The sequence below is a fragment of the Comamonas badia DSM 17552 genome (genome assembly GCF_000484635.1).
In the GTDB taxonomy this organism is placed as follows: domain Bacteria; phylum Pseudomonadota; class Gammaproteobacteria; order Burkholderiales; family Burkholderiaceae_C; genus Comamonas_C; species Comamonas_C badia.
In genome coordinates this window covers 250,149-275,926 of sequence record NZ_AXVM01000001.1, presented here as the reverse complement: position 1 = coordinate 275,926, position 25,778 = coordinate 250,149, and the positions used below count along the sequence as shown (strand labels likewise).

The following is a 25,778-nucleotide window of genomic DNA, read 5'->3' as shown; positions in this document are numbered from 1 at the left end:
AATGGCTGCGCGCCGCCGCCGGCGCCGGAGAACGTCCATGTCCAACCTCAGCTACCGCCAGTTCTGCCCCGTGGCCATGGCCGCCGAGGTGCTGTGCAACCGCTGGACGCTGCTGCTGGTGCGCGAGCTGATGCTGGGCTCCAGCCGCTTCAACGACCTGCGCCGCGGCGTACCGCGCATGTCCTCGGCGCTGCTGGCCAAGCGCCTGAAGGAGCTGCAGGCCTGCGGCATCGTGGCGCGCGCGGCGCCGGCGCGCGCCGCCGAGACGCACGCCTATCACCTGACGGCGGCTGGCCAGGAGCTGCGCCCCATCGTCGAGGCCGTGGGCGTGTGGGGCCAGCGCTGGGTGACGACCGAGGCCACGCTGCGCCACCTGGACGCCAATCTGCTGATGTGGGACATCCGCCGCAACGTGCGGCCCGAGCCGGCGCCGGCGGCGCGCACCACCATCGAATTCATCTTCGGCGACCGCGCGCCGCCGCACCGCAACTACTGGCTGGTGATCGAGCCCGAGCACGAGCCCGACCTGTGCACCGTGGACCCGGGTTTCGACGTCGACCTATACGTCAGCACCGACCTGCGCACCTTGACCGAGGTGTGGCTGGGCTACAGCAGCTGGCAGCGCGCCATGGACAGCGGCGCGCTGCGCCTGACGGGTGCGCACGAGCACGAAGCCGAGTTGCGCGCCTGGCTGCCGGGCAGCCCCTTCGCCGCGGTGACCAAGCAGGTGGGAGGCTGCATCGAGCCGGGCAGATAAAATCGCAGGCTTTGCACCCGCACTGCGGCAGTGGTTCGCGAGGGGGTGCCGTTTGCTATATTTGATATAGCTGCTTGCGCAGGTTGGACAAGCGCTGAAGCCGAAAAACCCTATGAATCATCCTCAGATCCCCATGTCGGTCGCCGACATTCGCCAGACCTTCCTCGACTTCTTCGCGGCGCGCGGCCACGCCGTCGTGCCCTCCAGCCCGCTGGTGCCCGGCAACGACCCGACGCTGATGTTCACCAACAGCGGCATGGTGCAGTTCAAGGACGTGTTCCTCGGCACCGACCAGCGGCCCTACAAGCGCGCGGCCAGCGTGCAGGCCTGCCTTCGCGCCGGTGGCAAGCACAATGACCTGGAAAACGTCGGCTACACCGCGCGCCACCACACCTTCTTCGAGATGCTGGGCAACTGGTCGTTCGGCGACTACTTCAAGAAGGAGTCGATCGAGTGGGGCTGGGAGCTGCTCACCAAGGTCTACGGCCTGCCTGCCGAGCGCTTGACAGCCACCGTCTATCACGAAGACGACGAGGCCTACGACATCTGGACGAAAACCATCGGCCTGCCGCCCGAGCGCGTGATCCGTATCGGCGACAACAAGGGCGGCAAATACAAGAGCGACAACTTCTGGATGATGGCCGACACCGGCCCCTGTGGCCCGTGCAGCGAGATCTTCTACGACCACGGCCCCGAGATTCCCGGCGGCCCGCCCGGATCGCCCGACGAGGACGGCGACCGCTTCATCGAGATCTGGAACCACGTGTTCATGCAGTTCGACATGGCTGCGGACGGTTCGGTCACGCCGTTGCCCGCGCCTTGCGTGGATACCGGCATGGGGTTGGAGCGCCTCGCGGCCATCCTGCAGCACGTGCACAGCAACTACGAGATCGACCTGTTTCAGGCGCTCATCAAAGCCGCGGCGCGCGAGACGGGCTGCAGCGACCTGGCCAACCCGTCGCTCAAGGTGATTGCCGACCACATCCGCGCCACCGCCTTTCTGGTGAGCGACGGCGTGATCCCTGGCAACGAAGGGCGCGGCTACGTGCAGCGGCGCATCATCCGCCGCGCCATCCGCCATGGCTACAAGCTGGGGCAGAAGACACCGTTCTTCCACAAGCTGGTGGCCGATCTGGTGGCGCAGATGGGCGAGGCCTACCCGCGCCTCAAAGACCAGCAGGCGCACATCACCAGCGTGCTGCAGACCGAGGAAGAGCGTTTCTTCGAGACGCTGGCGCACGGCATGGAGATTCTGGACAGCACGCTGGCGGACGGCGCAAAACTGCTGCCCGGCGACGTGGCCTTCAAGCTGCACGACACCTACGGCTTCCCGCTCGACCTCACCAACGACGTCTGCCGCGAGCGCGGCGTGAAGGTAGACGAGGCGGGGTTCGATACCGCCATGCAGCACCAGAAAGACACCGCACGCGCGGCGGGCAAGTTCAAGATGGATAGGGCGCTGGAGTACCACGGTGAGGCCAATACGTTCACGGGCTACGAGCATCTGGCGGAAACCGCCGAAGTGGTGGCGCTGTACTTCGAGGGCGAGAGCGTTCAACGACTCTCCGGCGGGCAGGCGGGCGTCGTGGTGCTGAACACCACGCCGTTCTACGCCGAAGCGGGCGGCCAAGTCGGCGATCAGGGCGTGCTGACCGGCACCGGCCTGCGCTTTGCGGTGCACGATACGCAGAAGATCAAGGCGGGCGTGTTTGGCCACCATGGCCAGCTTGAATCGGGTAGCTTGAAAATCGGTGAAAAGGTTCAGGCACAGGTGGACACCGCGCGGCGCGCCGCCACCATGCGCAACCACTCGGTCACGCACCTCATGCACAAGGCGCTGCGCGAGGTGCTGGGCGCGCATGTGCAGCAGAAGGGCTCACTGGTCGATCCCGACAAGACGCGCTTTGACTTCGCGCACAACCAGCCGGTGACCCCCGCGCAGATCAAGGAGGTCGAGCGCCGCGTGAACCTTGAGATCCTCGCCAACACCGCCACGCAGGCGCGCGTGCTGGACATCGAGGCGGCCAAGGCGACCGGCGCAATGATGCTGTTTGGCGAGAAATATGGTGAGAGCGTGCGCGTGCTGGATATCGGCAGCAGCCGCGAGTTCTGCGGCGGCACGCATGTGCACCGCACGGGCGACATCGGCCTGTTCAAGATCGTCGCCGAGAGCGGTGTGGCCGCCGGCATCCGCCGCGTGGAGGGCGTGACGGGCGAGAACGCGCTGGCCTATCTGCAGTCGCTGGAAGCCACGGTGCACGATGCTGCCGCCGCGCTCAAGGCACCCACGGCCGAGCTGACCCAGCGCATTGCCGCCGCGCAGGAGCATGCCAGGGCGCTGGAAAAAGAAATTGCCCAGATCAAGGGCAAGCTCGCCGCCAGCCAGGGCGATGAACTGGCGGGCCAGGCCGTCGATGTGAAGGGCATCCAGGTGCTGGCCGCCGTGCTGCCGGGTGCGGATGCCAAGCAGCTCCGCGAGGCCATGGACAAGCTCAAGGACAAGCTCAAGAGCGCGGCCATCGTGCTCGCTGCGGTCGATGGCGACAAGGTACAGATCGCCGCGGGCGTGACCAAGGCCGAAACGGCCAAGGTGAAGGCGGGCGATCTGGTGAACTTCGTCGCCCAGCAGGTGGGCGGCAAGGGCGGCGGCAAGCCCGATATGGCGATGGCCGGTGGCACCGATGCAGCAGCCCTCCCCAAGGCGCTGGCAGGCGTGCAGGCCTGGATCGCAGAGCGCGTGTGACACCGAAGCTGTCAAGGCGTGACTGGCTGGCCCTGCTGCTCGCCAGCGCGCCAGTGCTGTCCCTCCAGGCGCAGTTCCGCTCGTCTCCCTGGCCCGCAGGCAAGGCGCGGCCTGGCCTTGCGGCGCAAGACCTGCAAGGCAAGACCTGGGATCTTTCGGATCTGAAGGGCCGCGTGGTGCTGCTCAACTTCTGGGCCACCTGGTGCGGCCCCTGCAAGGAAGAAATGCCCACGCTGCAGACCCTCGCCGAGATCGAGGGCGACGCTCTGGCGGTGCTGGCCATCGACGTGGCCGAGCCGGTGGCGCGCGTGCGCCGCTACCTGCAGGCAACCGGACTGCAGCTCACCGTGCTGCGCGACCCCGAGGGCGACATTGCCCGCGCCTGGGGGGCCACGGTGTTTCCCACCACGGTGCTCATCGACACGCAGGGCCGGGCCCGCCAGGTGGTGCTCGGTGCCGTGGACTGGACCGGGCCCGAGGCGGCCCGCTGGCTCAAAACGTTACGAATGCCGTCCGTGCGGCGCACATAATCGGCGCCGTCGCGCGCAGCGCCCGTGCTGTGCCGATCACCTGCCTTCGAGGCATGGGTGTTTGCAAGACAACGCCCCGTATGCGCCGACAGGTGTTGTCTTCCGCAATCAAAAGGTTCTCTTTCATGGACTTGCATCGTCGCTCTCTCGTGCGGCGCGTGGCCAGCGTAGGCATGGCCGCCGCCTTCCCCGTCACCTGGGCCGTCTCCGCCCGTGCCCAGGCTGCAGAAAGCCCCCATTTCGCGCCGCGCGCCGGTGACTGGCGCACCTTCGACGTCACCACGCGCATTGATCTGCCCGCGACTGCCAGCGCCACGCGCGTCTGGGTGCCGCTGCCCGCGGTCCAGACCAGCTGGCAGCTGCCGATCAACGACGCGTTCACAAGCAACGGCAAGGCGCGGCTGATCGCGGATGGCGAGCAGGGCGTGCGCATGCTGGCGGTGGAGTTTGCCGACGGCGTGCAGCAGCCCCATGTGGAGGTGACCAGCCGCGTGAGCACGCAAAGCCGCGAACGCGCGCGCCACAGGCAGCCTGAAGACCCGGCCACGCTGCGCCACGCGCTGCGCGCCACGCGGCTGCTGCCCACGGACGGCATCGTGCGCCAGACGGCGCTCAAGGCCACGCAGGGCGCGCGCAGCGACGAGGCCAAGGTGCGCGCCATCTACGACTGGGTGGTGGCCAACGCCTGGCGCGAGCCCGAGGTGAAGGGCTGCGGCGAGGGCGACATCCGCACCATGTTGCAGACGGGCAACCTGGGCGGCAAATGTGCCGACCTGAACGCGCTCTTCGTCGGCCTGTGCCGCGCCGTGGGCGTGCCGGCGCGCGATGTGTACGGCATCCGCGTGGCGCCGTCGGCCTTTGGCTACCGGCAGCTGGGCAGCCAGAGCGAGAGCCTGACCGGCGCCCAGCACTGCCGCGCCGAGGTCTATCTGCAGGCGCATGGCTGGACGGCAATGGACCCGGCCGACGTTGCCAAGGTGATGCGCCAGGAAAAACCCGAGTGGATCAAGGACACCGCGCACCCGCTGATCGCACCGGTGATGGCCGGGCTCTACGGCGCCTGGGAGGGCAACTGGGTGGCGTACAACACCGCGCACGACGTGAAGCTGCCCGGCAGCCATGGCAAGGCGCCGGGCTTTCTGATGTACCCGATGGCGGAAGATGCGGACGGCTGGCTGGACCAGTACGACCCGGCCACCTTCATCTACCGCATCAGCGCGCGGCAGGTCACGATCTGAGAGGAAAACGAGTGGAGCCGATCAGCTGGGACGATTTCACCAAGGTGCAATTGCGCGTGGGCCGCATCGTGGCCGCCGAGGTGTTCAAGGAGGCGCGCAGGCCGGCGTACAAGCTGCAGGTGGATTTCGGCCCGGAGATCGGCGTGAAGAAATCCAGCGCGCAGATCACGCAGCGCTACCAGCCCGAGGCGCTCGTGGGGCGCCTCGTGGTGGCCGTGGTCAACTTCCCGCCCAAGCAGATCGGGCCGCTGATGTCCGAATGCCTGGTGACGGGTTTTCACGGTGCCGATGGGCATGTGGCCCTGTGCGTCCCCGATGCCGAAGTGCCGCTGGGCACCCGGCTGCTCTGATCGGACTCGTCGCCAGCCGATGAGGTATTTTTCTATTGTTCTGATAGTGGTTTGCTCTGTATCCGCCTGCGCTACAGGCCAAAAAGGCTTGAATTCTTCGGTCGCCTCCGCGGCCGCCGCGGAGGCCAACCCCGCCTGCCCCGATCTCGCCCGCTGGCAGGCGCGCGAACTGTATGGGCTTTGGCGCGTGGAACTGTCGCAGCTGGGTGAACGCGGGACGCTGGTACTGCGCCAGCACCCGGAATTCGCCGCCAGCCTGCGCGGCGAATTCAATATTGCCGGCGTGCACTCGATCGCCTCGGGCGACGTGGAAGAGGGCGAATTCAACCTCGACGAATCACGCGATGGCAAGCGTCTGTCGGCGTTCTGGACCGGGCGGCTCGATGCGGCCAGTTGCGGGCGTGAGATTCGCGGCAGCGTGCAGCGGTTGCCCGTTCCCGGCCAGCGAGCGGTGGATACGCCGTTTGTACTGCGCCGCGACCACCCCGCACGCGACTGGTAGCGTGGGCTATAATTTATTACATAGGCAAACTATGTAATTAAGGCTTCATGCCGAAATCCGTCCCCAACCCCTGGGGTGCGGCCGAACTGCTGGATGTGGTGGTGCGGCTCAACCGCTGGGTCACCCACCATTCCGATTGGGCACTGCCATGGGCGCAGGTGCGGGTGCTTTCCCAGATTGCCGAATGGGGGCAGGCGCGCACCAGCGATCTGGCACGGGCCGAACGCTGCAGCCAGCCGACCATGACCACGCGCGTGCAGCATCTGCAGGCGCAGGGCTGGATCGCACGCAGCACCGATCCGCAGGACGCCCGCGCCGCCATGCTCACGCTGACCGACGAGGGCCGCGCGGTGCTGGCCGATGCGCGGGGCGCGCGTGCGCGCGTGCTGCAGGCGCTGATGGCGCAGATGGACGCCAGCGAGCGCGAGCGCCTGCGCGATGCCACCGAGGCGCTCGCTGCGCTGCTGCAGCTTGCCTACACCGATCTTCCCGAAGATTCCAAAGCACCATGAACTTTTTTCATCAACCCAAGGCCGTGCTGGCCGTGGCCTTTGCCTGCGTCATCGCCTTCATGGGCATAGGTCTCGTTGATCCCATCTTGAAGCCCATTGCCGACGAACTGGGCGCGACGCCCTCGCAGACCTCGCTGCTGTTCACCAGCTACATGGCGGTGATGGGCTTGGCGATGCTGATCACCAGCGTGGTCTCCAGCCGCCTGGGCGTGAAGCGCACGCTGCTCATCGGTCTGGTCGTCATCATCTTCGGCGCGGGGCTGGCAGGCGCGTCGGACTCCATCGGCGCCATCGTCGGCTGGCGCGCGCTCTGGGGCCTGGGCAATGCGCTTTTCGTGGCGACGGCGCTCACCGCCATCGTCACCAGCTCGCACGGCTCGGTGCGCGAGGCCATCATCTTTTACGAAGCCGCCCTGGGTGTGGGCATCGCCGCCGGGCCGTTGATCGGCGGGGTGCTGGGCTCCATCTCCTGGCGTGGCCCGTTCTTCGGTGTTTCCGTGCTGATGGCCCTTGCTTTCCTGGTGACGGCTTTCATTCTTCCAGAAGGCGGCACGCGCCCGCAGCCCAGCTCGCTGCGCGACCCCTTCCGCGCATTGGCGCACCCGGGCCTGCGCGGGGTCGCCTTCACGGCGCTCCTGTACAACTTCGGCTTCTTCACGCTGCTGGCCTACACGCCATTTCCGCTGGCCATGGGCGCGCAGCAGGTGGGGCTGGTGTTCTTCGGCTGGGGCGCGGCGCTGGCGGTGGCCTCGGTCTTCATCGCACCGCGCCTGCAGGAGCGCCTGGGCACGCTGTCCGCGGCCTTGCTGGCGCTGATGGGCTTTGCACTGGTGCTGGCGGCGATGGCGCTGTGGACGCAGAACAAGGCCGTCCTGGCGGGTGGCGTGGTGGTGGCCGGGCTGTTCCTGGGCATCAACAACACGCTGGTGACCGAAATGGTGATGAACGCCGCGCCAGTGCAGCGCGGCGTGGCCTCGGCCGCCTACAGCTTCGTGCGTTTTGCCGGTGGTGCGGTGGCGCCGTGGCTGGCCGGCTTTCTGGGCGAGCGCATCAACGACCACGTGCCGTACTGGGTGGGCGCGGCGGCGGTGCTGGCAGCCGTGGCGATGCTGGCGTCCAGCCGTCGGCATCTGAACCACATCGACGCGGTGCTGGCCCACGCACCCGCGTAAACCGTCAGGCCGGCCAGGCCATGCACCGGCCCTGCACGCGCACGCTGCCCTGCGTGTCGTGTGCCGGTGCCTGCAGCGTGGGCATGCGCAGGCGCAATGGCAGGCCGCCGGCCTGCAGGCTCACCACCGTGTGGTCGCCCCGGAACGAGCGGTGCAGCACCTGGGCGGCGACGCCGTCCGTGCCGTCGCTCCAGCACACCTGTTCGGGCCGCAGCATCACCTGAACCGCGGCCTGCAGCGTGCCGGCTTTCTCGTGCAGAGGCAGGCTGCCCAGCGCGCATTGCAGCGTCGTGCCCCGTGCCTCGCCCGGCAAGAAGATGGTGGAGCCCGTCAGACGCGCCACCGTCGCATCCGCCGGGCACCAGTAGACCTCTTCGGGGCTGGCGCACTGGCGGATGTGGCCGTTTTGCATCACGGCCACCTGGTCGGCGGTGCTGAAGGCCTCGATCGGGTCGTGTGTCACGAGGATCGTGGTCGCCCCCGTGCCGCGCAGGATCTGCACCACCTCTTCGCACAGGTTGTGGCGCAGATCCAGATCAAGCGCATTGAAGGGTTCATCGAGCAGCATCAGCGACGGCTTGGGCGCCAGGGCGCGGGCGAGTGCCACGCGCTGCTGCTGCCCGCCCGAGAGCTCATGCGGGTAGCGCTCGCCCAGGCCGGTGAGACCCGTGAGCGCCAGTACCTCCTGCAGGCGCTGGCGCCAGTCGCTGCCGCGCGCCAGCCCGTAGCGGATGTTTTCTTCCACCGTCAGGTGCGGGAACAGGGCGCCTTCCTGTGGCACGTAGCCAATGCTGCGCCGCTCCGGCGGCATGAAGCGGCTGGGCGAGGCCACGACGGTGCCGTCAAACGCGATGCTGCCCGCATCCACCGGCTCGAAACCGGCGATGAGGCGCAGCAGCGTGGTCTTGCCGCAGCCCGAAGGGCCCAGCAGCGCCAGCACCGAGCCCGAGGCCAGCCGCAGATCCACGCCGCGCAATATCTCGGTCGCGCCATACGCCTTGCGCAGCCCGTGCGCCGTCACCTGGCTCATCGCGTGGGATGCAGCATGCGCCGCGCAAACACCCAGACGGGAGCGATCGAGAGCACCACCAGCATGGCGGCAAAGGGCGCGGCAGCGGCGTATTCGCCGTCGTTGGTGTAGGACCAGACTTCGGTCGCGAGCGTCATCGTGCCGGTGGGCGCGAGCATCAATGTGGCGGTGAGTTCGCGCACCATCTGCAGCGCCATCAGCGCCAGCGCCGCGGCGATGCCGGGGGCGATGTTGGGAAGAACGATGGAGAAAAACACCTGCAGGGGCCGTTTGCCAAGGCTGCGCGCCACGTTTTCAATCTGGGGGGGCAGCAGCTCGATCGAGCCGCGCAGCGACGATTGTGCCAGCGGCAGGTAGAGGATGGCGTAGGCGATGAGCAGCACCAGCAGGCTCTGGTAGATGCCGGGCACCAGGCGCAGCGACAGGAACACCAGCGCCAGCGCCACGACCACGCCGGGCAGGCCGTGCACGATGTAGGGCAGGCGTTCGGCCGCCTGCGCCCACTTGCTGCGCTGGCGCACCGCCAGCAGCACCAGCGGAATCGCCAGCACGCTGGTGAGCAGCGCGCCGCTGGTGGCAAAGGTGATGGAGCCGCGGATGGCGGGCCAGAGCGCTTCATGACCGCCGCCGGCCGAGCTGCCGGTGAGCAGCCAGTAGCCCAGCGTTCCCAGCGGCATGCCGAGCGAAAGCGCGCCGAGCAGCGCGAAAGCCGCGAGCACCCCGGCCAGCCGCCAGCCGCGCAGGCGCACCAGATGCGGCTGGCGTACCGCGCCGCGCCCCACATGGGCGATGCGCCGCTGCCCGCGCAGACGCATCTCCAGCCAGGCGGCGGGCAGGCACAGCAGCATCAGAACGATGGAGAGCGCGGCCGCGGTGGCGCTGTCGAAGTGCAGCTCGTACGACTCGAAAATGGCCGTCGTGAAGGTCTGCACGCGCAGGAAGGCGAGCGCGCCGAACTCGGCAAACATGTGCGTGAGCACCAGCAGCGCCCCGCCGCCGAGCGCCGGCATGAGCTGCGGCAGCAGGGCGCGCCGGAAGGTCTGCCAGGGCCCGGCGCCGAGCGAGCGGGAGATGTCTTCGAACCCCGGATCGGTGCTGCGCAGCGCCGCCGCGACCGGCAGGTACACCAGAGGGTAGCTGGTGAGCGTCAGCACCATGATGGCGCCGCCCAGGTTCTGGAACAGGGTGCCGATGGACGCCCAGGCGTAGCTGGCGACAAACGCCGGCAGCACCAGCGGCAGCGCGGCGGCCACGCGCCAGAAGTTGCGCAGCGGCAGATCGGTGCGCTCCACGCACCAGGCCACGCCAAGCCCAATTCCAATGGTAAGCAGCGTCACACCTGCGCCAAGCGCTACGGTATTTATAAGCAACTGCAAGGTGCGCAGCCGCAGCAGCTCCGCCAGCACGTCCGCAAGGCCCGCCTGCGCCGTGCGCACGGCCACATAGACCAGCGGCAGCGAGATCAGCAGCACCGGCACCAGCGCCGCCAGCGGCAGCCATGAGAGGCGCCGGCGCCGGTGGCGCGGCGCTGCGGCTGGCGGTGGCGCAGAGGAGCTCAGGGGCAAGGAAGCAGCCGGGCTGTCCATGTCGGCGATTCGCGTGTTGCCGTGGCGCTGCGCCTGGCCTTACGCCAGGCCGGCTTCGCGGCGCAGTTCCAGGGCCTCTTCGGCGCCCTTGAGGCTGGGCGGGTTCACTTTTGGGGGATGCAGATCGCCGAAGGGCCTGAGGCCGAACGAGGGCTGGACCTGTGGGTTCATCGGCCACTCGGCCGCCGCCCTGGTGAGGATTTCCTGGCCGGGCACCCCGGCCATGAAGGCTGCCAGCTTCTGCGCCGCCTCGACATTCTTGGCGGTCTTGAGGATGCCCATGGCGGAGACGGTGACCAGCGCACCGGGGTCGCCGTTGCCGGAAAAATGGATCGCCGACTGCATCTTGTCCGCGCCTTTTTCCTGTGCCAGGTTGTACCAGTAATAGTTGTTGATCAGCGCCGTCGCGATCTCGCCGCGCTCCACCGCCGTCATCGCGGCCTTGTTGCTGCCATAAGCCTCGCCGTATTGCTTCAGGCCCTTGAGCCAGGCCAGCGCCGTATCCCGGCCCTTGAGCGCGCTGATCGCGACGATCTGCTGCTGGAAGGCGCCGCTGGTGGGCACGTAGGCGACGCGCCCCTTCCAGGCGGCGGTGGCCATGTCGAGGACGGAGGCTGGCAGTTCGCTTTCCTTGACCATCTTCCTGTTGTAGGCGGTGACGCGGCAGCGCGCCGTCACGCCGCTCCAGTACCCGTCGGGGTCGCGGTAGCCGGCACGTACCTGCTCCAGCGTGGCGGGCGCGAGCCTGGCCAGAAGACCGCGCTCGGCCAGCGCCGCCACGGGCGGGCTTTCCTCGGAGAAGAACAGGTCGGCGGGTGAGCGCGCGCCTTCTTCGATGATCTGGTTGGCCAGCTGGATGCTGCTGCCCTTGCGGCTTTCCACCTTGATGCCGGTGGCGGCCGTGAAGGCGTCCAGCAGCTTCTGCGTGGTCGCCTTGTGCTGGCCGTTGTACAGAACGATGGGGCCTTGGTCGGCAGCGAAGGCGCTGGCGGTCCAACCGGGCAGGGCGCCGGCGATACCCAGGGAGAGGCCGCGCTGAAGCACGGTGCGGCGGGTGGAGTGGTGCATGGAGTGGATGGGAAAAGTGGTTGGCTTGCGGTATTTTAAACAAGAATTATTCGTATTCCTGAAAAAAATGCCGGCAAAAGATGTCAAACCGCTACCGGCAGCACACCGTTTTCCTTGATTTCCTCCATCACCACATAGCTGTTGCTCTGCGCCGGCACCGGAATCTGGCGCAGGATATGGCCCAGCAGCTCGCGGTATTCGCGCATCGCCGTCAGGCGCACTTTCACCAGGTAGTCGAAGCTGCCCGAGATCAAGTGGCACTCGATCACGCGCGGCTCCAGCAGCAGCGCCTGGCGCACCGCCTCGAAGGTCTGGGCAGACTTGGACGACAGCGTGAGCTCGACGAACACCAGCAGTCCGCGGCCCAGCGCCTCGGGGGCCACGCGCGCCTGGTAGCCGGTGATCACGCCTTCGCGCTCCAGGCGCTTGACGCGCTCGGTGCAGGGCGAGGTGGTCAGGCCAATGCGCTGCGCCAGTTCGGTCATCGGCAGCCGTCCCTCGCGCTGCAGCGCATCGATGATTTTCTGGTCAAGACGATCAAGCTCAATCATGGTTACCTTTGAAATGCCTGAATGAAAGTGATTTTTGCTGAATGCTAAGCATTTGGCTAGCAGTTTCAGTGAGTCTTTCTGCGCTGTTTTGCCTAAACTTTCAGCAATTCAAGATAGTCCAAAGCGGTGGAGGCACACCATGAAAGTTCTGGTAATGGGCGGTGGGGTGATCGGGGTCAGCACCGCGTACTACCTGGCGCGCGCCGGGGCGGATGTGACGGTGCTCGAACGCGAGAGCGGTGTGGCGCTGGAAACCAGCTTTGCCAACGCCGGGCAGGTGTCGCCGGGCTACAGCACGCCCTGGGCGGCGCCCGGCATTCCGCTGAAGGCGCTCAAGTGGATGTTCCAGAAGCATGCGCCGCTGGCCATACGCATGGATGGTTCGCTGTTCCAGTTGCGCTGGATGGCGCAGATGCTGCGCAACTGCACCGATGCGCGCTACGCCGTCAACAAGGAGCGCATGACGCGCATCGCCGAATACAGCCGCGATTGCCTGCGCCGCTTGCGCCAGGACACCGGCATAGCCTACGAGCAGCGCACCCAGGGCACGCTGCAGGTGTTTCGCACCGCCAAACAGCTTGCCGCCGCGCACCGCGACACCGAGGTGCTGGATGAATGCGGCGTGCCCTACCGCATGATGACCGATGCGGGCGCGCTCACTGAATACGAACCCGCGCTGGCCCATGCCAAAGGCCTGGTCGGCGGCCTGCAGCTGCCGGGCGATGAGACGGGTGATTGCCAGCGCTTCACCACCGAACTGGCCGAGAAAGCCAAGGCGCTGGGCGTGAAGTTCCGTTTTGGCGTTCAGATTGCCGAGGTGCAGCAGCGCCGCGGCCAGATCAGCGGTGTGCGGCTGGCGGGCGATGCGCGCGAGCTGCTGACCGCCGACCGCTACGTGCTGGCGCTGGGCAGCTATTCACGCGCGATGGCGCAGGCCCTGGGCCTTGATTTGCCGGTCTATCCGGTCAAGGGCTATTCGCTCACCGTCCCGCTGGTCGATGAAAGCCGTGCGCCGGTCTCCACCGTGATGGACGAGACCTACAAGATTGCGATCACCCGGTTTGACCAGCGCATCCGCGTGGGCGGCATGGCCGAACTCGGCGGTTTTGATCTGCGCCTGAACCCCAGGCGCCGTGCCACGCTGGAGATGGTCACCAACGGCCTGTTCGCTGGCGGCGGCGATCTGCCCGCTGCGCAGTTCTGGACCGGCCTGCGCCCCATGACGCCCGACGGCACGCCCATCGTCGGCGCCACGCGCATCCCCAATCTGCTGCTGAACACCGGCCACGGCACGCTGGGCTGGACCATGGCGGCCGGCTCGGGCAAGCTGGTGGCGGACATCACGCTGGGCCACACCCCGGATATCTCCACCTCCGGCCTGGGTCTGGACCGCTACGATGGCGATAGCGGCAGGCGCATGGTGGTGGCGGGCCACAGGCCGGTACACGCATAAAATTGCGTGCCATTCCCATTCCAGATCAACCGATGACTTTGTCGGCTTCGCTCGCCGTGCTACAGCACTGTCTTCGCTTCGCCTTCGCGTACTCGAATGATCTGGACTGGGAATCAGACAAAGCGCTTGATCATCGCCATGATCTGCCCGAACTTCGGGCCATAGGGCGGGTAGAACACCTCGCCCACGTTGAAGCGTGACTGGGTGAACACCGGCTTTTCCATGCTCAGGCGCGCAAAGCCGCTTTCCGAGTGGTAGGCGCCCCAGCCGCTGTGGCCCACGCCGCCAAACGGCAGGTTCTCATGCGCGAAGTGCATCAGCGTGTCGTTGATGCACACGCCGCCGCTCACGGTGCCCGAGAGGATGCGCTCCTGCGCCTTGGCATCGGTTCCGAACCAGTACAGCGCCAGCGGCCTTGGCCGCGCGTTGATGTGGGCGATGGCCTCCTGCGGGCTTTCGCAGGCGATGACTGGCAGGATGGGGCCGAAGATTTCCTCCCGCATCAGCGCGCAGTCTTCGGGCACGTCAAAGGCCAGCAGCGGCCTGAGCTGGCGTGCTGTGCCCTTGCCAGCGCTGTCCGGGCCGATATCGATGATGTGGGCGCCCCGGCTGCGCGCTTCAGCAATGGCTTTCTGCAGGCGTTCGTATTGCGCGTCATTGATGATGGCGGCGTAGTCCGGGTTGTCGGCGATGCTGGGAAACAGCCGCGCCACCGCCTCGCGCATGGCCTGCGCCAAGGCGTCGTGCTGCGCCTTGGGCAGCAGCAGGTAGTCGGGCGCGATGCAGGTCTGCCCGGCGTTCAGCAGCTTGCCATGGGCAATCTTCAGCGCCACCTCCTTGACCGAGGCCGAGGCATCGACGATGCAGGGCGATTTGCCGCCCAGCTCCAGCGTCGTTGGCGTGAGGTTGCGCGCCGCGGCCTGCGCCACCAGCCGCCCGGTGGCGGTGGAGCCGGTGAAGACCAGGTGATCGAACGGCAGGGCGGCGAAGGCCTGCGCCATCTCGGCGCCGCCCAGGTGCACGCTCAGCTCCTCATCGGAAAAATGGCTGTGGATCAGCCTGGCCAGCAGGCCTGAGGTCTCGGGCGTGTGCTCGCTGGGTTTGAGCAGCACGCGGTTGCCCGCGGCCAGTGCCGTCGCCACCGGCCCCAGCGCGAGCTGCACCGGATAGTTCCAGGGCGACATCACGCCCACCACGCCCAGCGGCTGGCGCATCACACAGGCCTTGGCGGGCTGCAGGTAGAAGGGCGTGGAGACCGCGCGCGGCTGCATCCACTGCTCCACGTGGCTATCGAGCTGGTGCAGCATGGCGCGCAGCACGAAGAGGTCGGCGATTTCGGTGAGCGCGGCCGAACGCATGCCGAAATCCTGCTGCACGGCCTCGGTCAGCGCCTGGGCGTTGTCCTGCACCAGCGTGCGCAGGCGCCGCAGGCGGTCCTTGCGCAGGGCCAGCGGGGTCTCGGGTTGGGAGCGGGTGGCTTGGTGCTTGAGGGTGAAAAGCTCTTGCAGCCGATCGAGGTGTTGTTCTTGGGTGTCGCAGGCAATCGTCATGGATTCTCGGTCGGGGCGGCCTCGGCCGGTTTGCGGGGAGCGCGCTTGCGCGGCGCCGCTTTTTGCGCGGGTGCAGCTTGCTTCGCCGGGGTGGTCTTCTTCGCGGTGGCCGTTTTCTTGGCGGGTGCGGCCTTCCTGGGGCGGAAGGCCTGCTCCAGTTCATCCATCGCCTCGCCCAGATACACGGCGATGCGCTGCACGCTGGGCACCGAGGCGTGGCAGGCGGTGAAGCCGAAGTTCATTTGCCCGTTGTAGCTCTGGCAGGTGATGTTCATCGCCTGCCCATGCGTCACGATGGAAGCGGGGTACACCGCCAGCAGCTGGGCACCCATGAAGTACAGCGGCTTGGCGGGGCCGGGCACGTTGGAAATCGTCATGTTGAACATGGGCGGAGTACGCCCGCCCATGCCCAGCAGCAGGGCCAGGATGGTGGGCGCCATGAGTAGCATGGTGTACTGCGTCATCGCCAGGCGCGGCAGGCTTTGCACATGGGCCTTGGCTTCGTGTGCGGAAGCCTGGACGGTCTGCAGGCGCAGCCTGGCATCCTCGATATCCGTGCCCATGGTGGCCACGATGAAGCTGATGGCATTGCCCGTGCCGTCGTCGTCGCTGGGACGCACGGAAATCGGGATGCCGGCCGTCAGAGGCTTGTCGGGCAGCGCGTCCCGCTCCAGCAGGAAGCGCCGCAGGGCGGTGCCGCACAGCGTCAGCACCACGTCGTTGAGCGTGGCGCCGGAGGCTTCGCAGACGGCGCGCATGCGTTCCAGCGGCACCTGCTGGGTGGCAAAGCGCCGTTTTCCGTGCACCCGGCCGTTGAAGAGGGATTGCGGCGTGTTGAAGGGCACGGCCAGCCCCTCGGAGGGGTCGCCGATGCGCCGCACGATCTTGCCGAAGGCGGATGCCAGATGCGGCAGGGTTTCCACGCTCAGGTTCAGGGCTTTCATCGCCATGGCAGTGGCCTGCGCGATGGAGGGCTCGGGGCGCTCCCTTCTTTCCCTGGCGGGGTTCACCGATGCCCCCTGGTCCCAGAAAGGCGCCTGCTGAAGGCTGGCCTTCTGGCTGGCGGACATGGCCTTCTGCAACAGCTTCATGCCGCTGACGCCATCGATCAGCGCATGGTGCATCTTGATGAACAGGCCGAAGCGGTTGTCTTCCAGCCCCTCGATGAGGGTGCACTCCCAGGGCGGTCGCGTGAGGTCGATGGGGGTGCTCTGCAGGCGCCCCACCAGCTCGCCCAGCTCTCGCTCGCCGCCGGGCCAGGGCAGGGCGGCATGGCGGATGTGGTATTCCAGATCGATGTCCTCGGTCTGCACCCAGGTGGCCAGCGGGTTGATCGTGACGGCGGATTTGAGTTTCAGATTCCACGGCGCGGTGAAGCGGTTGTGCGCGCGGAAATCCGTCAGCATGGTGCGCAGGTAGTCGCGCGGCGCGTCTTCGGGCAGCTGGAACACCAGCAGCCCGCCGACGTGGTTGGGCGTGACACGCGAATCGGTCACCAGCCAGGAGAGGTCGACCGGGTTGAGCCGCTTTTTTTCCATGGTGCTATGCCTCTGGGGTCATGCCTGCGGCAGCCGCTTCATGCCGCTGCTGCAGCGGTCTTGCGGCCAGCGGCCGGGCGCGCCTTCCTGGCGGGCGGCGTGGCCGGTGCCTTGGCGGGTGCTTTGGCGGCGGCCTTCTGGACCGGTGCGGCGGCCTTTTTTGCAGGCGCGGCGGTCTTTTTCGCCGGAGTGCTGGCCACGGCCTTGCTCTTGGCCGGGGTGGCGGCGCGCTTGCGCGGTGCGGGCTTGGCGGACTTGACGGGTGTGGCCCTGTCCCAGGTCTTGAGCGCCTTGCGCGCGAGCTTGACCACGTTGGCGATGTCCTCGTCGGTGTACATGCCCTTGACGCCCGAGATGGCCGAGAGCTTCATGCCGTGCTTGAGGCCGAGCTTGTAGATCTCCTTGACTTTCTCCCATTCGGTATCGCGCCCGACGGTGAAGACCTCGAAGCGGCCTTCCAGCGCCAGCACGATGGTCTCGGCCAGGCAGGCGTACACCACGTTGGGTGGCAGGCCGATGTTCTTGAGGCCCTTGACCTTGGTCGGCAGCTCGATCTCGCCCGATTCGATCACCAGCACGTCCGGGCGCTTGGCCACTTCCTCGGGCGGCAGATCGAGCGGGCGGGCCACGTCGGTGATGACGCAGCCGGGCTTGACCTTGGTGATGTCCAGAATCTTCTTGCCGGCCCCCGAGGTGGAGGTGACGATCATGTCCATGGTGTTCAGCAGCGATTCGTAATCGGTCGAGCAGACCACCTTGGCGTCGGGCGTGTCCTCCAGGATGGATTTCTTGAGCTGCTCCAGCTTCTTCATGTCGCGCCCGGCGATCACCACCTCGTCAAACGCCATCGCCAGCAGCCGCGCGCTGACCGAACCGATGGAGCCCGAGGCGCCTATCACCATGGTCTTGGCCATCACCTTCTTGGTCTTGGGATCGAGCTGCACCAGGCCCATGCGTTTCATCGCGTCGGCCGCGGCCCAGAGCGCGCCCGAGGCCGAATAGCTGTTGCCCGTGGTGATCGGCAGGCGCGAGCGCTTGGCCACGGTGACGCCCGCATCGCCCACCACCTTGGTGAAGGCGCCCAGGCCCATGATCTGCGCGCCCATCTTCTCCGCCAGGCGCGAGGCGGCGAGCAGGCGGCGGTAGGTGAACTCGGGGCTGCGCGCGAGCATCTCGCGCGGCGTGCCGCCCACGGTGATGAGCCAGCCTTCGGCCTCGGCGCCCGTGGGCGAAATGATGTTCTCCATCTTGCAATAGACCCAGGGCGGCATGTGCGCGGCCATGCTCTCGACCCGGTTCATGATGAACTTGGGCGTGGCCTTGGGGATGGGCAGGCCCTTGCGGATGAACTCCTGGCTCAGCGGGTGGATCACGAAGGCAAAGCGGCGGATGTCGCGGAACTTGCCGGTGGGGTGCAGCAGGCGCGGCTTCAGATCGAGCTCGTCCATGATTTCGGTGAAATCGTCGTCCGACACATCCTCGGGCGACTTGCCGAGCTTGGCCAGGATCATGGCCTCGATCACGTTCACGCCCACCACATGTTCGAACAACATGGGCGAGACATCGATCACCAGGTTGACCTTGCAATGCTTGAAGAAGGCCAGGCGGTCGTCGTCCACCGCCGAGGTGATGACGGTCTTGCCCTCCAGGTTGGCGGGGCTGCCCGCCGCCTTGATCTCGTGGAAGGTGCCGACGATGACATGCGACTTCTGCACCGCCGCGGCCAGGCGGTTGTTCTTGAAGGCGGTCAGCATCGATTCCAGCAGCTCGCCGGGCTTGCCCGAGAGCACCAGATCGCGCCCCTTGGCGTACAGCTCCAGCTGCGTGAGCGAGGTCAGCAGCTTGGGCGCGCCGGTCTGCGCCAGCGCGTCGGCAAACTGCAGGTTGGGCGTGTAGTCCGACAGCGCGACGGCCATGTCGTAATTGCGCATGCCGCTCAGGAACAGCACGATGTTGTTGTTGAAATAGTCCTTGAGCTCATGCTGCACCTGGCGCACCGCGCGCACCTGCAGCAGGCGGCGCAGCGTGGCGCCCGTCGTCGCCGGCACGCGCGTGACGACGTTGAGCAGGCGCCGCGTCTCGGCGTTGATCAGCGTGTTCTGGCCCACATGCCAGTGGTCACCGATTTCGCCCAGGCCAATGGCATCCGCGCTGTTCTGGTGGCGGCGCAGCAGCTCCCAGGCCTTGGTGGTGTCGTTGTCGGCGCCCAGGCGCTTGACCTGGAAGCTCTCGCCAAGGAAGTCGGTGGTGAAGCTGAAATCCTGTCTGGAAGAACCGAGCGATACGGTGACGATTTTTTTCATGGTGTGTCTCCTGATGGGTATTTATGATGCTTTTTTGGCTGCAGCGCGCTTGGGTGCTGCGGTTGCAGCTCCTTTTTTGGTAGTTGCCTTGCGGGCTGCCTTGGGCGCCGCGCCGGCTTTGGTGGGCTTGGCCTTGGCGGCGGCGGGCTTTTCGGCTTCGAGGGGCAGCAGGCTGCGTATCAGCGCCTCGCACTGGCTTTGCGTCATGTAGCGCGGCACGGGGTAGCCGGTGTGCGCTTCTTTCAGCGCGGCGCGCGCAAGCGATGGAATGTCTTCCTTGCGCAGCGCCTGCAGGTGCCTGGGAATGTTCAGGGTGTGCAGCAGCGCATCGACCGCATCCAGGAAGGCCTGCGCGCGCTGCGTCCTTGAAAGGCCTGCCACGTCCTTGCCCGTCTTCTCGGTCAGCAGCGCCAGCCGGTCTTCGATGGCCGGGGCGGAAAACCGCAGCACATGCGGCAGCACGATGGCATTGGCCAGGCCGTGCGGCGTGTGGTAGCGCCCGCCGAACTGGTGCGCGATGGCGTGTACATAACCGACGTTGGCGCGCGTGAACGCCATGCCGGCAAAGGTGGAGGCTAGCGCCATCTGCTCGCGCGCCTGCAGATCCGTGCCGGTGGAATACGCCGTGGGCAGGTTTTTGAAGATCATGCCGGCGGCCGCCAGCGCCAAGCTGTCGGTCTGCGGGCTGGCCCAGCGGCCGATGAAGGCCTCGACCGCGTGGGTGAGCGCGTCCACGCCGGTGGCGGCGGTGACCGCGGGCGGCAGGCCCGCCATCAGCACCGGATCGAGCGCCGCCATGCGCGGCACCATGCGGGTATCGACGATGACCAGCTTGGACTGGCGCTCGGGATCGGCCACCACGGCGGCCACGGTCACCTCCGAGCCGGTGCCCGCGGTGGTGGGCACGGCATAGATCGGCACTGGGCCGTGCAGGCCCTTGAAGTAGCCCGCCAGCTGGCGCAGCCGCTTGCCGGGGTTGCTGATCGCCAGCGCTATCGCCTTGGAAGCATCTATCGACGAGCCACCGCCGATGGCGACGATGGCATCGCAATCGTTTTCCTGAAAGCACTGGATGCCGCGTTCGATCAGCGGAATCGGCGCGTCGGGCGTGATTTCGTCGAACAGGGCGAACGCCACTCCGGCCTTGGCCAGCTCCCCGGTCAGGCCACGGTGCAGGCCCAGCTGCACCAGCACCTTGTCGGTGACGATGAGGAGCTTCTGGTGGCCAAAGCCGGCAATCGACTGGCCCAGGCGGATGCTGGCATCCGGTCCGACCAGCAGCGTCGGCTGCGGAATGGGCAGCCAGCGGGTGACTTTGCCGGCGCCTTTCATCAGGGCGCCCAGGCCCGCCTTCTGGGCCGATTCGGGGATGAGATCAAGCAGCATTTTTGCGGGTTCCGGTTTTCTTGGGAGGGGACTTGCGCGCCGTCGTTGCGCGCTTGGCGGCGGGTGCGCGTTGGGTGGTGGCAGTGGGTGATGCGGCGGCAGGCGATTCGACTTTCTTGCCTGAAGCCTTGGCAGGTTTGGCAGGAGGGCGGTTCTGGCTGAAATCCACCGCCATGTCAAAGCCCTTGCGCGTGAATTCCAGCACCTCGGCGAATTGCGCGTCGCTGAGCTTGCGCGCCATGTCGTTGGCGCGGTAGAGGTTGGCCATCTCGCGCTCGCGCAAGCCCTGCACCACCAAAAGGCCAATGCCCATGTCTTCCAGCGTGCGCCAGAGCCTGGGGTTGTATTTGCGCGTGAGCGTCATCACCAGCGAGAGCGGGTCGCGCCGCCCCAGCACCGCCGCCAGCCGCAAGATGACCTCAAAGGGCAGCGCCACCTTGCCCTGCTCGGCCTGTTCGATCAGGCTGGGGTCCTTCAGGTCGATGGCCGTGCCCAGCTCCGCCAGTGTCATCCCGGCGGATTCGCGCCATTGGCGCAGCTGCTGCCCGGCCTGGGCCACGGCGGCCTTTTTCTTCGGGTCGCTCAGGCTCGATTGCGTCACGTTCAGGCTCAGGTCCGTGAGCTGGCCCGCGGTCTGCAAAAAGGTGCCGGCCCAGCCTTTGGCCTGGTGGATCAGGCTCAGCCAGCGCGGGTCTTCCGGGGCTTGCTTCTTGACGGATGGGGGCATTGGGTGTCTCCTGCGATGGCGATGGTTTTTTTATGTCCCAGGCGTGACGATACCCAAACTCAGACGCCCTCTGCCGCTTTTGCGCCGCGGCGGGTTTCGATCCACGTGAGGATGCGGGCCAGGAGCCGCGGATCGCGCGCCATGGCGACATGGCCGACACCTGCAACCAGCCAGTTCTGTCCGGTTGCCAAGGTCGCCGTGGCGGGCGGGAAAACGATCTGGTCCGTCTGCGCATGCACACTCAGCCGCGCAAGCTCCGACAGGCGTTCGCTCTGCTCGGTTTCGCGTTGCTGCAAGGCCTGCAGCCAGGGGCTGTCCGGGTGCATCTGCCGTCCGTTGGGCGTGCGGGCGAGCCTGGACAGCCAGGTACCGCGGTGCGGCGTGCCCAGCGTCACGATGCCGGCGATGCGCTGCTCGGCATCGGGCGTTGCCGCGGCCCAGGCGCGCGCCACCAGGCCGCCCATGCTGTGGCACACCAGCCAGGGCTTTGCATCGCCCAGCGCCTGGGCGCGCGTGACGGCTTCTTCCACCAGCGGAATGTAGGCATCGATGGAGCCGAACACCGGCTCCAGATTGACGCTGGCATAGGGCCATCTTTGCTCGCTGAGCTCGCGCATCCAGCGCCGCCAGATGCCGCGGTTGCAGACATAGCCATGGATGAGCACCAGCGGGGATTTCGTGCTGTCGTGCGATCCGCCCGGCAGGCTGTCGGGGTAGTCGCGCCAGCGCATGGCCTGTTCGTAGGTGAAGACCCTCAGGCAGGCCCGCGCTTCGCGCAGCGCGGCCCCCCAGAGGCCGGGCCAGGCGACTGCGGGCGTGGGGTCTGCCCATCGCCGGCTGATGCTGCGCGCCAACAGCATGAGCAGTACCTGGCTGAGCGCGAGCACGGCCAGCAGCAGCAGCGCGGCCACGGGCAGCAGCAGCCAGAGGGATAGGTCGGCCGTGCGGGGCCACAGGCGCAGCAGCAGCACGAAAAAAAGCACGCCGCAAAGCAGCATCCAGCGCTCGCGCAGAGCGAGGGCGGAGCGTGCGGAACGGGTGGGGTTCGTTGCTGGCTGCATGTTGGGTGCGTAGCGTAGTCAGTGCACCGCAGGCTTTCAAGGGTCAACTCTAGAGTGGACACTCTACATGCCGCAGGGCTTGCGGCCCATGATGCCCTTGTCGCTCTTTGCCCTTGTTTCAACGCTGCGCACCATGTCTTCTGCCCTTTCACCCGGCCATGCCCAGGCCATCCGCGAGCACCTGAAGGAAATCCGGCGCTTGCGGGTGCTGGCGGCGGACGACGGACTGCTGGATGCCGTCACCGCCATCAAGCAGTTTCAGACCCGCCGTTTCGCGGCCACCTATGCCGATTGCCTGCGGGGCGGGCCGATGTGCCCGGCAGCGCAGTTCTTCCTGGACGAGCTCTACGGCCCGCATGATTTTTCGCAGCGCGACGCGCAGTTCGACCGCATCGCCGGCAGCATAGAGCGGTTGTTTCCGGCGCATGTGGGACAGCTCGCCGAAAACCTGGCACGCCTGCATTGCCTGTCGGAAACCCTGGACCTGGAGATGGCGCGCCACTGGCTGTCATGTTCGCCCGCATCTGCCCCGGACGAACGCTATGTGGCCAGCTGGCAGCAGACCGGCGCTGCCCGGCGGCGCGAGGAGCAATTGCAGCTGGCGACCGAGCTTGGCCAATCGCTTTCGCAGCTCACGCGCATGAAGCCCTTGCGCCTGGCGCTGCGCATGATGCGCGCCCCGGCCAGGGCGGCGGGCCTGGCAGCGTTGCAGCGCACGCTGGAGGCGGGCTTTGATGCGTTTGCCGCGCTGCCCGATGCGCAGGCCTTTCTGTCGCTGGTCCACGAGCGTGAAACGCAGGGCATACGCAGCCTGTTCCAGAGCGACCGCGCCGCCGCGCTTGCCTGGCTGCGCTCGCAGATGGGCGACGGGTAAGGGGCGCATTTTCTAGACTGCACGCTCTACCAAACAGCCAACGCCGCCACTACAGTTCCCTCCATCGCACTACCTTTTTCACAGGAGATTTCCATGGCCACCAAGAAGACTGCCTCCACCGCTTCGGCTAAGCGTCCCGCCGCCTCCAAGACGGCTTCCAAAACCACTTCCAAGACGGCTGGCAAGACAGCTGGAAAGAAGGCATCGGCCAGCAGGAAGACGCTGCCCTATCCCTTCGCCAACCTGCCGCTGCCCGCGCCGCTCAACGAGAAGGCGCAGCAGATCTGGGCCGCCGGCCTCGCGGCCTTTGCCAACGCGCAGGCCGAGGGCGGCAAGGTGGGCCAGCTGTTTGAAACGCTGGTCCAGGAAGGCCAGTCGCTGCAGCGCAAGGCGCAGGACCTGGCCGGCATGCGCGTGCAGAAGGCGCAGGACCGCATCAACTCCCTGGCCAAGGACATCACCGCCACCGCCGCGGGCAAGCTGGACCGCTTCGAAGGCATTTTCGAAGGTCGCGTGGAGCGCGTGATGGACAAGTTCGGCGTGCCCTCGGCGCGTGAAATGGGCCAGCTGCTCTCGCGCATCGAAGAGCTCAACGAGCGCGTGGTGCAGCTGACCCAGGCCATCACCGGCCAGGCCGTGGCCCCCGTGAAGAAGGCGCGTGCCGCCACGGCCAAGCCGGCCGCCAAGGCGCCTGCCGCAAAAAAGGCAGCTGCCAAGAAAAGCGCCGCCAGGCAAGCCAAGCCGAAGACGGCGTTTGACGAGGTTCAAAAGGCCTGAGCCAGCCGTGCATGAACGCGCGCGGGCACCGCTTGCGGTTGACCTGCGCGGCGGCACCCCCGAGAATGCATTTCGGCGGCATGAAGGACACCCTTTGTGCCGCCGTCTGTCTATCTGAACCCCTGATACCAGCGCATGCCCACCAAAGCCAAGGCCTTGTCTGAACCGCTGAAAAAGCCCCGGGTTGCGCTGGCGCTGGCCGGCGGCGGCCCGCTGGGGGCGATCTACGAAATCGGCGCGCTGTGCGCGCTCGATGAGTGCCTGCGGGGCCTCAGGCTGCACCAGTGCAGCGATTACATCGGCGTATCGGCCGGGGCCTTCATCGCGGCAGGCCTGGCCAACGGCATCCGCCCGCGGGACATGTGCCACATGTTCATCGACGACCCGCTGGCCGACGAAGACTTCAACCTGAACGCGCTGCTGCGCCCGGCCTGGGGCGAGATGCAGGGCCGTGCGGCGCGCGCGCCCTGGCTGCTGGCGCAGGGCCTGTGGGGCTGGGCCGCGCAAGGCCATTCGCTGGGCAGCATCCTGGAAACGCTGGGCCCGGCGCTGCCGACGGGCCTGCTGGACAACGAGGCCGTGCACCGCGAGATCGAGGCGCTGCTCACGCGCAAGGGGCGCTGCAACGATTTCCGCAAGCTCAAGGCCAGCCTTACTCTGGTGGCCACCGATCTTGACAGCGGCGACGCCGCGCCCTTTGGCCAGCCGGGCTGGGACCATGTGCCCATCTCGCGCGCCATCGTCGCCAGCGCGGCCTTGCCCGGGCTGTTCCCGCCGGTGCGGATCGACGGGCGCCACTATGCCGACGGCGCGCTCAAGAAGACCATGCACGCCTCGATCGCGCTGGAGCGTGGCGTGGATATCCTGATTTGCCTCAACCCGCTGGTGCCGTTCCTGGCCAACCCGGGCGTGGCGGAGCGCGAGCGCATTCCGCCCTTGGTGCGTGGCGGCCTGCCCGTGGTGCTGAACCAGACCTTCCGCTCGCTGATCCATTCGCGGCTCGAACTGGGCATGAAGCATTACGCGCAGGATTACCCCGACACCGACATCGTGCTGCTCGAACCCGACCACCGCGATGCGGAGATGTTCCTGGCCAACACCTTCAGCTACCGCCAGCGCCGCGAGCTGGCCGAGCATGCCTACCAGCAGACCCGGCACTGGCTGCGCCTGAACGCGGTGCGGCTCACGCAATTGTTCGCGCGCCATGGCATGGGCTTCGATGCTGAAACGCTGCATGACAAAAACCGCCATCTGGTCGCTGGCATGCTCCAGAGCCCCGCACCCGCCGCACGTCTGAATGCGGTGCTGGATGCACTGGAAGCGGCCATGAAGACCGGGCTTGCACACAGGCGCGCGCCCGCATGAAGCCGCGCAAGGCCCACCCCACGGCGGAGCGCATCCTGGCGGCGACGCTGGCGCTGTACAACCGCTTTGGCGAGGCCAACGTCTCCACCGGGCTCATCTCCAGCGAGCTGGGCATCAGTCCCGGCAACCTCTATTACCACTTCCCGGCCAAGGAAGAACTGACCAATGCGCTGCTGGAGCGCTACATGCGCACCGTCGAACCCTTGGTGCAGGCGGCTGCCGAGGTGAGCGGTCTGGAGGACGCGTGGTTCCTGCTGCACACCTGGCTGGAACATATCCGCGACTACCGCTTCATCTACCGCGACATCAGCGACCTGATTTCGCGCAACCGGCATCTGGAGCAGCAATTCCGGCATCTGCTGGACCGCAAGCAGCAGGCCATGCAGGCCATGGTCGGCGGGCTGGAGCGCCATGGCGTCATCGACATCGCGGGTGGTGAACGCGAGCGCCTGAGCGGCCAGCTGGTGTTCACCATCAACTACTGGCTCAATTTTGAATACGCGCTGCAGCCGCGGCTGGACGAGCAGCCCGAGCATGCGCAACAATGCCTGGTGCGCGGCGCCTGGCAATTGCTGGGGCTGCTCGCTCCCTACGTTCGCAGCGATGCCCGCCAGGAGCTGGACCGCCTGATGCAGCTCTACCGGCTGCCTGCCGGCGGCCCGCCGCGCTGATGCGGGCCGCCATCCTCAACCACCCCTTCAGGAG

At 67.0% G+C, this 25,778-nt stretch carries 23 protein-coding genes; 13 read left to right on the top strand and 10 right to left on the bottom strand.

What is annotated here, in order from left to right:
* Nucleotides 1-37 precede the first annotated feature (37 nt).
* The 8 genes from K320_RS0101350 to K320_RS0101315 all read left to right on the top strand — a co-directional run bounded on the left by K320_RS0101350 (nucleotide 38) and on the right by K320_RS0101315 (nucleotide 7,804).
* On the top strand, nucleotides 38-757 hold the full coding sequence (locus tag K320_RS0101350) for a winged helix-turn-helix transcriptional regulator (RefSeq protein WP_024537110.1): 720 nt from the start codon (nucleotides 38-40) through the stop codon (nucleotides 755-757).
* A 133-nt stretch (nucleotides 758-890) separates the two neighbouring features.
* The gene (alaS, locus tag K320_RS0101345; protein ID WP_156913775.1) at nucleotides 891-3,500 is read left to right on the top strand and encodes an alanine--tRNA ligase; all 2,610 of its coding nucleotides are present in this window, start codon (nucleotides 891-893) and stop codon (nucleotides 3,498-3,500) included.
* Nucleotides 3,497-4,030 (top strand): TlpA family protein disulfide reductase, encoded by a 534-nt coding sequence (locus K320_RS0101340; RefSeq protein ID WP_024537108.1) that lies wholly within the window; start codon nucleotides 3,497-3,499, stop codon nucleotides 4,028-4,030. Before alaS ends, K320_RS0101340 begins: the two co-directional genes overlap by 4 nt.
* 125 nt (nucleotides 4,031-4,155) lie before the next feature.
* A complete protein-coding gene (locus tag K320_RS0101335) occupies nucleotides 4,156-5,268 on the top strand; it encodes a transglutaminase-like domain-containing protein (protein ID WP_024537107.1) in 1,113 nt (370 codons plus the stop codon).
* An 11-nt stretch (nucleotides 5,269-5,279) separates the two neighbouring features.
* Entirely contained in the window at nucleotides 5,280-5,618 is a 339-nt protein-coding gene (locus tag K320_RS0101330; RefSeq protein WP_024537106.1) for a tRNA-binding protein, read from the top strand.
* A gap of 88 nt (nucleotides 5,619-5,706) precedes the next feature.
* Nucleotides 5,707-6,120: a hypothetical protein gene (locus K320_RS17905; RefSeq protein ID WP_024537105.1), complete on the top strand. Its 414-nt coding sequence runs from the start codon at nucleotides 5,707-5,709 to the stop codon at nucleotides 6,118-6,120.
* Between the two features lie 47 nt (nucleotides 6,121-6,167).
* Nucleotides 6,168-6,632 carry a MarR family winged helix-turn-helix transcriptional regulator gene (locus tag K320_RS0101320; protein WP_024537104.1) on the top strand — a complete coding sequence of 155 codons (465 nt, stop codon included), beginning with the start codon at nucleotides 6,168-6,170 and terminating at the stop codon, nucleotides 6,630-6,632.
* Complete coding sequence (locus K320_RS0101315) at nucleotides 6,629-7,804, top strand: MFS transporter (RefSeq protein WP_024537103.1); 1,176 nt, start codon at nucleotides 6,629-6,631, stop codon at nucleotides 7,802-7,804. The genes K320_RS0101320 and K320_RS0101315 overlap by 4 nt, the downstream gene beginning before the upstream one ends.
* A gap of 4 nt (nucleotides 7,805-7,808) precedes the next feature.
* On the opposite strand, the gene K320_RS0101310 is transcribed toward K320_RS0101315, so the two are convergent.
* From K320_RS0101310 to K320_RS0101295, 4 genes are all read right to left on the bottom strand, one after another.
* Nucleotides 7,809-8,834 (bottom strand): ABC transporter ATP-binding protein, encoded by a 1,026-nt coding sequence (locus K320_RS0101310; RefSeq protein ID WP_024537102.1) that lies wholly within the window; start codon nucleotides 8,832-8,834, stop codon nucleotides 7,809-7,811.
* Nucleotides 8,831-10,420, bottom strand: a complete 1,590-nt coding sequence (locus tag K320_RS0101305; RefSeq protein WP_084301134.1) for an ABC transporter permease — start codon at nucleotides 10,418-10,420, stop codon at nucleotides 8,831-8,833. Before K320_RS0101305 ends, K320_RS0101310 begins: the two co-directional genes overlap by 4 nt.
* Before the next feature lie 39 nt (nucleotides 10,421-10,459).
* A complete protein-coding gene (locus tag K320_RS0101300; protein ID WP_024537100.1) occupies nucleotides 10,460-11,488 on the bottom strand; it encodes an extracellular solute-binding protein in 1,029 nt (342 codons plus the stop codon).
* Between the two features lie 83 nt (nucleotides 11,489-11,571).
* On the bottom strand, nucleotides 11,572-12,039 hold the full coding sequence (locus K320_RS0101295) for a winged helix-turn-helix transcriptional regulator (protein WP_024537099.1): 468 nt from the start codon (nucleotides 12,037-12,039) through the stop codon (nucleotides 11,572-11,574).
* Nucleotides 12,040-12,178: 139 nt separating this feature from the next.
* Between K320_RS0101295 and K320_RS0101290 the strand changes: the two genes are divergently transcribed.
* Nucleotides 12,179-13,492 carry a D-amino acid dehydrogenase gene (locus K320_RS0101290; RefSeq protein WP_024537098.1) on the top strand — a complete coding sequence of 438 codons (1,314 nt, stop codon included), beginning with the start codon at nucleotides 12,179-12,181 and terminating at the stop codon, nucleotides 13,490-13,492.
* Between the two features lie 113 nt (nucleotides 13,493-13,605).
* Here K320_RS0101290 and K320_RS0101285 read toward each other — a convergent pair whose 3' ends face one another.
* The 6 genes from K320_RS0101285 to K320_RS0101260 are packed head-to-tail and all read right to left on the bottom strand — an operon-like array spanning nucleotide 13,606 to nucleotide 22,057.
* A complete protein-coding gene (locus K320_RS0101285; protein WP_024537097.1) occupies nucleotides 13,606-15,042 on the bottom strand; it encodes a coniferyl aldehyde dehydrogenase in 1,437 nt (478 codons plus the stop codon).
* Nucleotides 15,039-16,580, bottom strand: coding sequence for a WS/DGAT/MGAT family O-acyltransferase (locus K320_RS0101280; RefSeq protein WP_024537096.1), 1,542 nt, complete (start codon nucleotides 16,578-16,580; stop codon nucleotides 15,039-15,041). The genes K320_RS0101285 and K320_RS0101280 overlap by 4 nt, the downstream gene beginning before the upstream one ends.
* Nucleotides 16,581-16,618: 38 nt before the next feature.
* Nucleotides 16,619-18,883: a saccharopine dehydrogenase NADP-binding domain-containing protein gene (locus K320_RS0101275; RefSeq protein WP_024537095.1), complete on the bottom strand. Its 2,265-nt coding sequence runs from the start codon at nucleotides 18,881-18,883 to the stop codon at nucleotides 16,619-16,621.
* Nucleotides 18,884-18,904: 21 nt separating this feature from the next.
* Nucleotides 18,905-20,269 (bottom strand): iron-containing alcohol dehydrogenase, encoded by a 1,365-nt coding sequence (locus tag K320_RS0101270; protein WP_024537094.1) that lies wholly within the window; start codon nucleotides 20,267-20,269, stop codon nucleotides 18,905-18,907.
* A complete protein-coding gene (locus tag K320_RS0101265; RefSeq protein WP_024537093.1) occupies nucleotides 20,259-20,996 on the bottom strand; it encodes a helix-turn-helix domain-containing protein in 738 nt (245 codons plus the stop codon). The genes K320_RS0101270 and K320_RS0101265 overlap by 11 nt, the downstream gene beginning before the upstream one ends.
* A gap of 59 nt (nucleotides 20,997-21,055) precedes the next feature.
* On the bottom strand, nucleotides 21,056-22,057 hold the full coding sequence (locus K320_RS0101260; protein ID WP_084301133.1) for an esterase/lipase family protein: 1,002 nt from the start codon (nucleotides 22,055-22,057) through the stop codon (nucleotides 21,056-21,058).
* 133 nt (nucleotides 22,058-22,190) lie between these two features.
* Here K320_RS0101260 and K320_RS0101255 point away from each other — a divergent pair, with 133 nt between their 5' ends.
* From K320_RS0101255 to K320_RS0101240, 4 genes are all read left to right on the top strand, one after another.
* Nucleotides 22,191-22,931, top strand: a complete 741-nt coding sequence (locus tag K320_RS0101255) for an FFLEELY motif protein (protein WP_245593803.1) — start codon at nucleotides 22,191-22,193, stop codon at nucleotides 22,929-22,931.
* Between the two features lie 93 nt (nucleotides 22,932-23,024).
* On the top strand, nucleotides 23,025-23,708 hold the full coding sequence (locus K320_RS0101250; RefSeq protein ID WP_024537090.1) for a phasin family protein: 684 nt from the start codon (nucleotides 23,025-23,027) through the stop codon (nucleotides 23,706-23,708).
* 135 nt (nucleotides 23,709-23,843) lie between these two features.
* Complete coding sequence (locus tag K320_RS0101245; protein WP_024537089.1) at nucleotides 23,844-25,073, top strand: patatin-like phospholipase family protein; 1,230 nt, start codon at nucleotides 23,844-23,846, stop codon at nucleotides 25,071-25,073.
* The gene (locus K320_RS0101240) at nucleotides 25,070-25,744 is read left to right on the top strand and encodes a TetR/AcrR family transcriptional regulator (protein ID WP_024537088.1); all 675 of its coding nucleotides are present in this window, start codon (nucleotides 25,070-25,072) and stop codon (nucleotides 25,742-25,744) included. Before K320_RS0101245 ends, K320_RS0101240 begins: the two co-directional genes overlap by 4 nt.
* Nucleotides 25,745-25,778: the final 34 nt, after the last annotated feature.

What these genes read in the sequence shown, in the direction of transcription:
- K320_RS0101350 (WP_024537110.1), top strand. Translation starts at nt 38, where the DNA reads ATGTCCAACCTCAGCTACCGCCAGTTCTGCCCCGTGGCCATGGCCGCC.
- alaS (WP_156913775.1), top strand. Translation starts at nt 891, where the DNA reads ATGTCGGTCGCCGACATTCGCCAGACCTTCCTCGACTTCTTCGCGGCG.
- K320_RS0101335 (WP_024537107.1), top strand. Translation starts at nt 4,156, where the DNA reads ATGGACTTGCATCGTCGCTCTCTCGTGCGGCGCGTGGCCAGCGTAGGC.
- K320_RS0101320 (WP_024537104.1), top strand. Translation starts at nt 6,168, where the DNA reads ATGCCGAAATCCGTCCCCAACCCCTGGGGTGCGGCCGAACTGCTGGAT.
- K320_RS0101315 (WP_024537103.1), top strand. Translation starts at nt 6,629, where the DNA reads ATGAACTTTTTTCATCAACCCAAGGCCGTGCTGGCCGTGGCCTTTGCC.
- K320_RS0101310 (WP_024537102.1), bottom strand. Translation starts at nt 8,834, where the DNA reads ATGAGCCAGGTGACGGCGCACGGGCTGCGCAAGGCGTATGGCGCGACC.
- K320_RS0101305 (WP_084301134.1), bottom strand. Translation starts at nt 10,420, where the DNA reads ATGGACAGCCCGGCTGCTTCCTTGCCCCTGAGCTCCTCTGCGCCACCG.
- K320_RS0101300 (WP_024537100.1), bottom strand. Translation starts at nt 11,488, where the DNA reads ATGCACCACTCCACCCGCCGCACCGTGCTTCAGCGCGGCCTCTCCCTG.
- K320_RS0101295 (WP_024537099.1), bottom strand. Translation starts at nt 12,039, where the DNA reads ATGATTGAGCTTGATCGTCTTGACCAGAAAATCATCGATGCGCTGCAG.
- K320_RS0101290 (WP_024537098.1), top strand. Translation starts at nt 12,179, where the DNA reads ATGAAAGTTCTGGTAATGGGCGGTGGGGTGATCGGGGTCAGCACCGCG.
- K320_RS0101285 (WP_024537097.1), bottom strand. Translation starts at nt 15,042, where the DNA reads ATGACGATTGCCTGCGACACCCAAGAACAACACCTCGATCGGCTGCAA.
- K320_RS0101280 (WP_024537096.1), bottom strand. Translation starts at nt 16,580, where the DNA reads ATGGAAAAAAAGCGGCTCAACCCGGTCGACCTCTCCTGGCTGGTGACC.
- K320_RS0101275 (WP_024537095.1), bottom strand. Translation starts at nt 18,883, where the DNA reads ATGAAAAAAATCGTCACCGTATCGCTCGGTTCTTCCAGACAGGATTTC.
- K320_RS0101270 (WP_024537094.1), bottom strand. Translation starts at nt 20,269, where the DNA reads ATGCTGCTTGATCTCATCCCCGAATCGGCCCAGAAGGCGGGCCTGGGC.
- K320_RS0101265 (WP_024537093.1), bottom strand. Translation starts at nt 20,996, where the DNA reads ATGCCCCCATCCGTCAAGAAGCAAGCCCCGGAAGACCCGCGCTGGCTG.
- K320_RS0101260 (WP_084301133.1), bottom strand. Translation starts at nt 22,057, where the DNA reads ATGCAGCCAGCAACGAACCCCACCCGTTCCGCACGCTCCGCCCTCGCT.
- K320_RS0101255 (WP_245593803.1), top strand. Translation starts at nt 22,191, where the DNA reads ATGTCTTCTGCCCTTTCACCCGGCCATGCCCAGGCCATCCGCGAGCAC.
- K320_RS0101250 (WP_024537090.1), top strand. Translation starts at nt 23,025, where the DNA reads ATGGCCACCAAGAAGACTGCCTCCACCGCTTCGGCTAAGCGTCCCGCC.
- K320_RS0101245 (WP_024537089.1), top strand. Translation starts at nt 23,844, where the DNA reads ATGCCCACCAAAGCCAAGGCCTTGTCTGAACCGCTGAAAAAGCCCCGG.
- K320_RS0101240 (WP_024537088.1), top strand. Translation starts at nt 25,070, where the DNA reads ATGAAGCCGCGCAAGGCCCACCCCACGGCGGAGCGCATCCTGGCGGCG.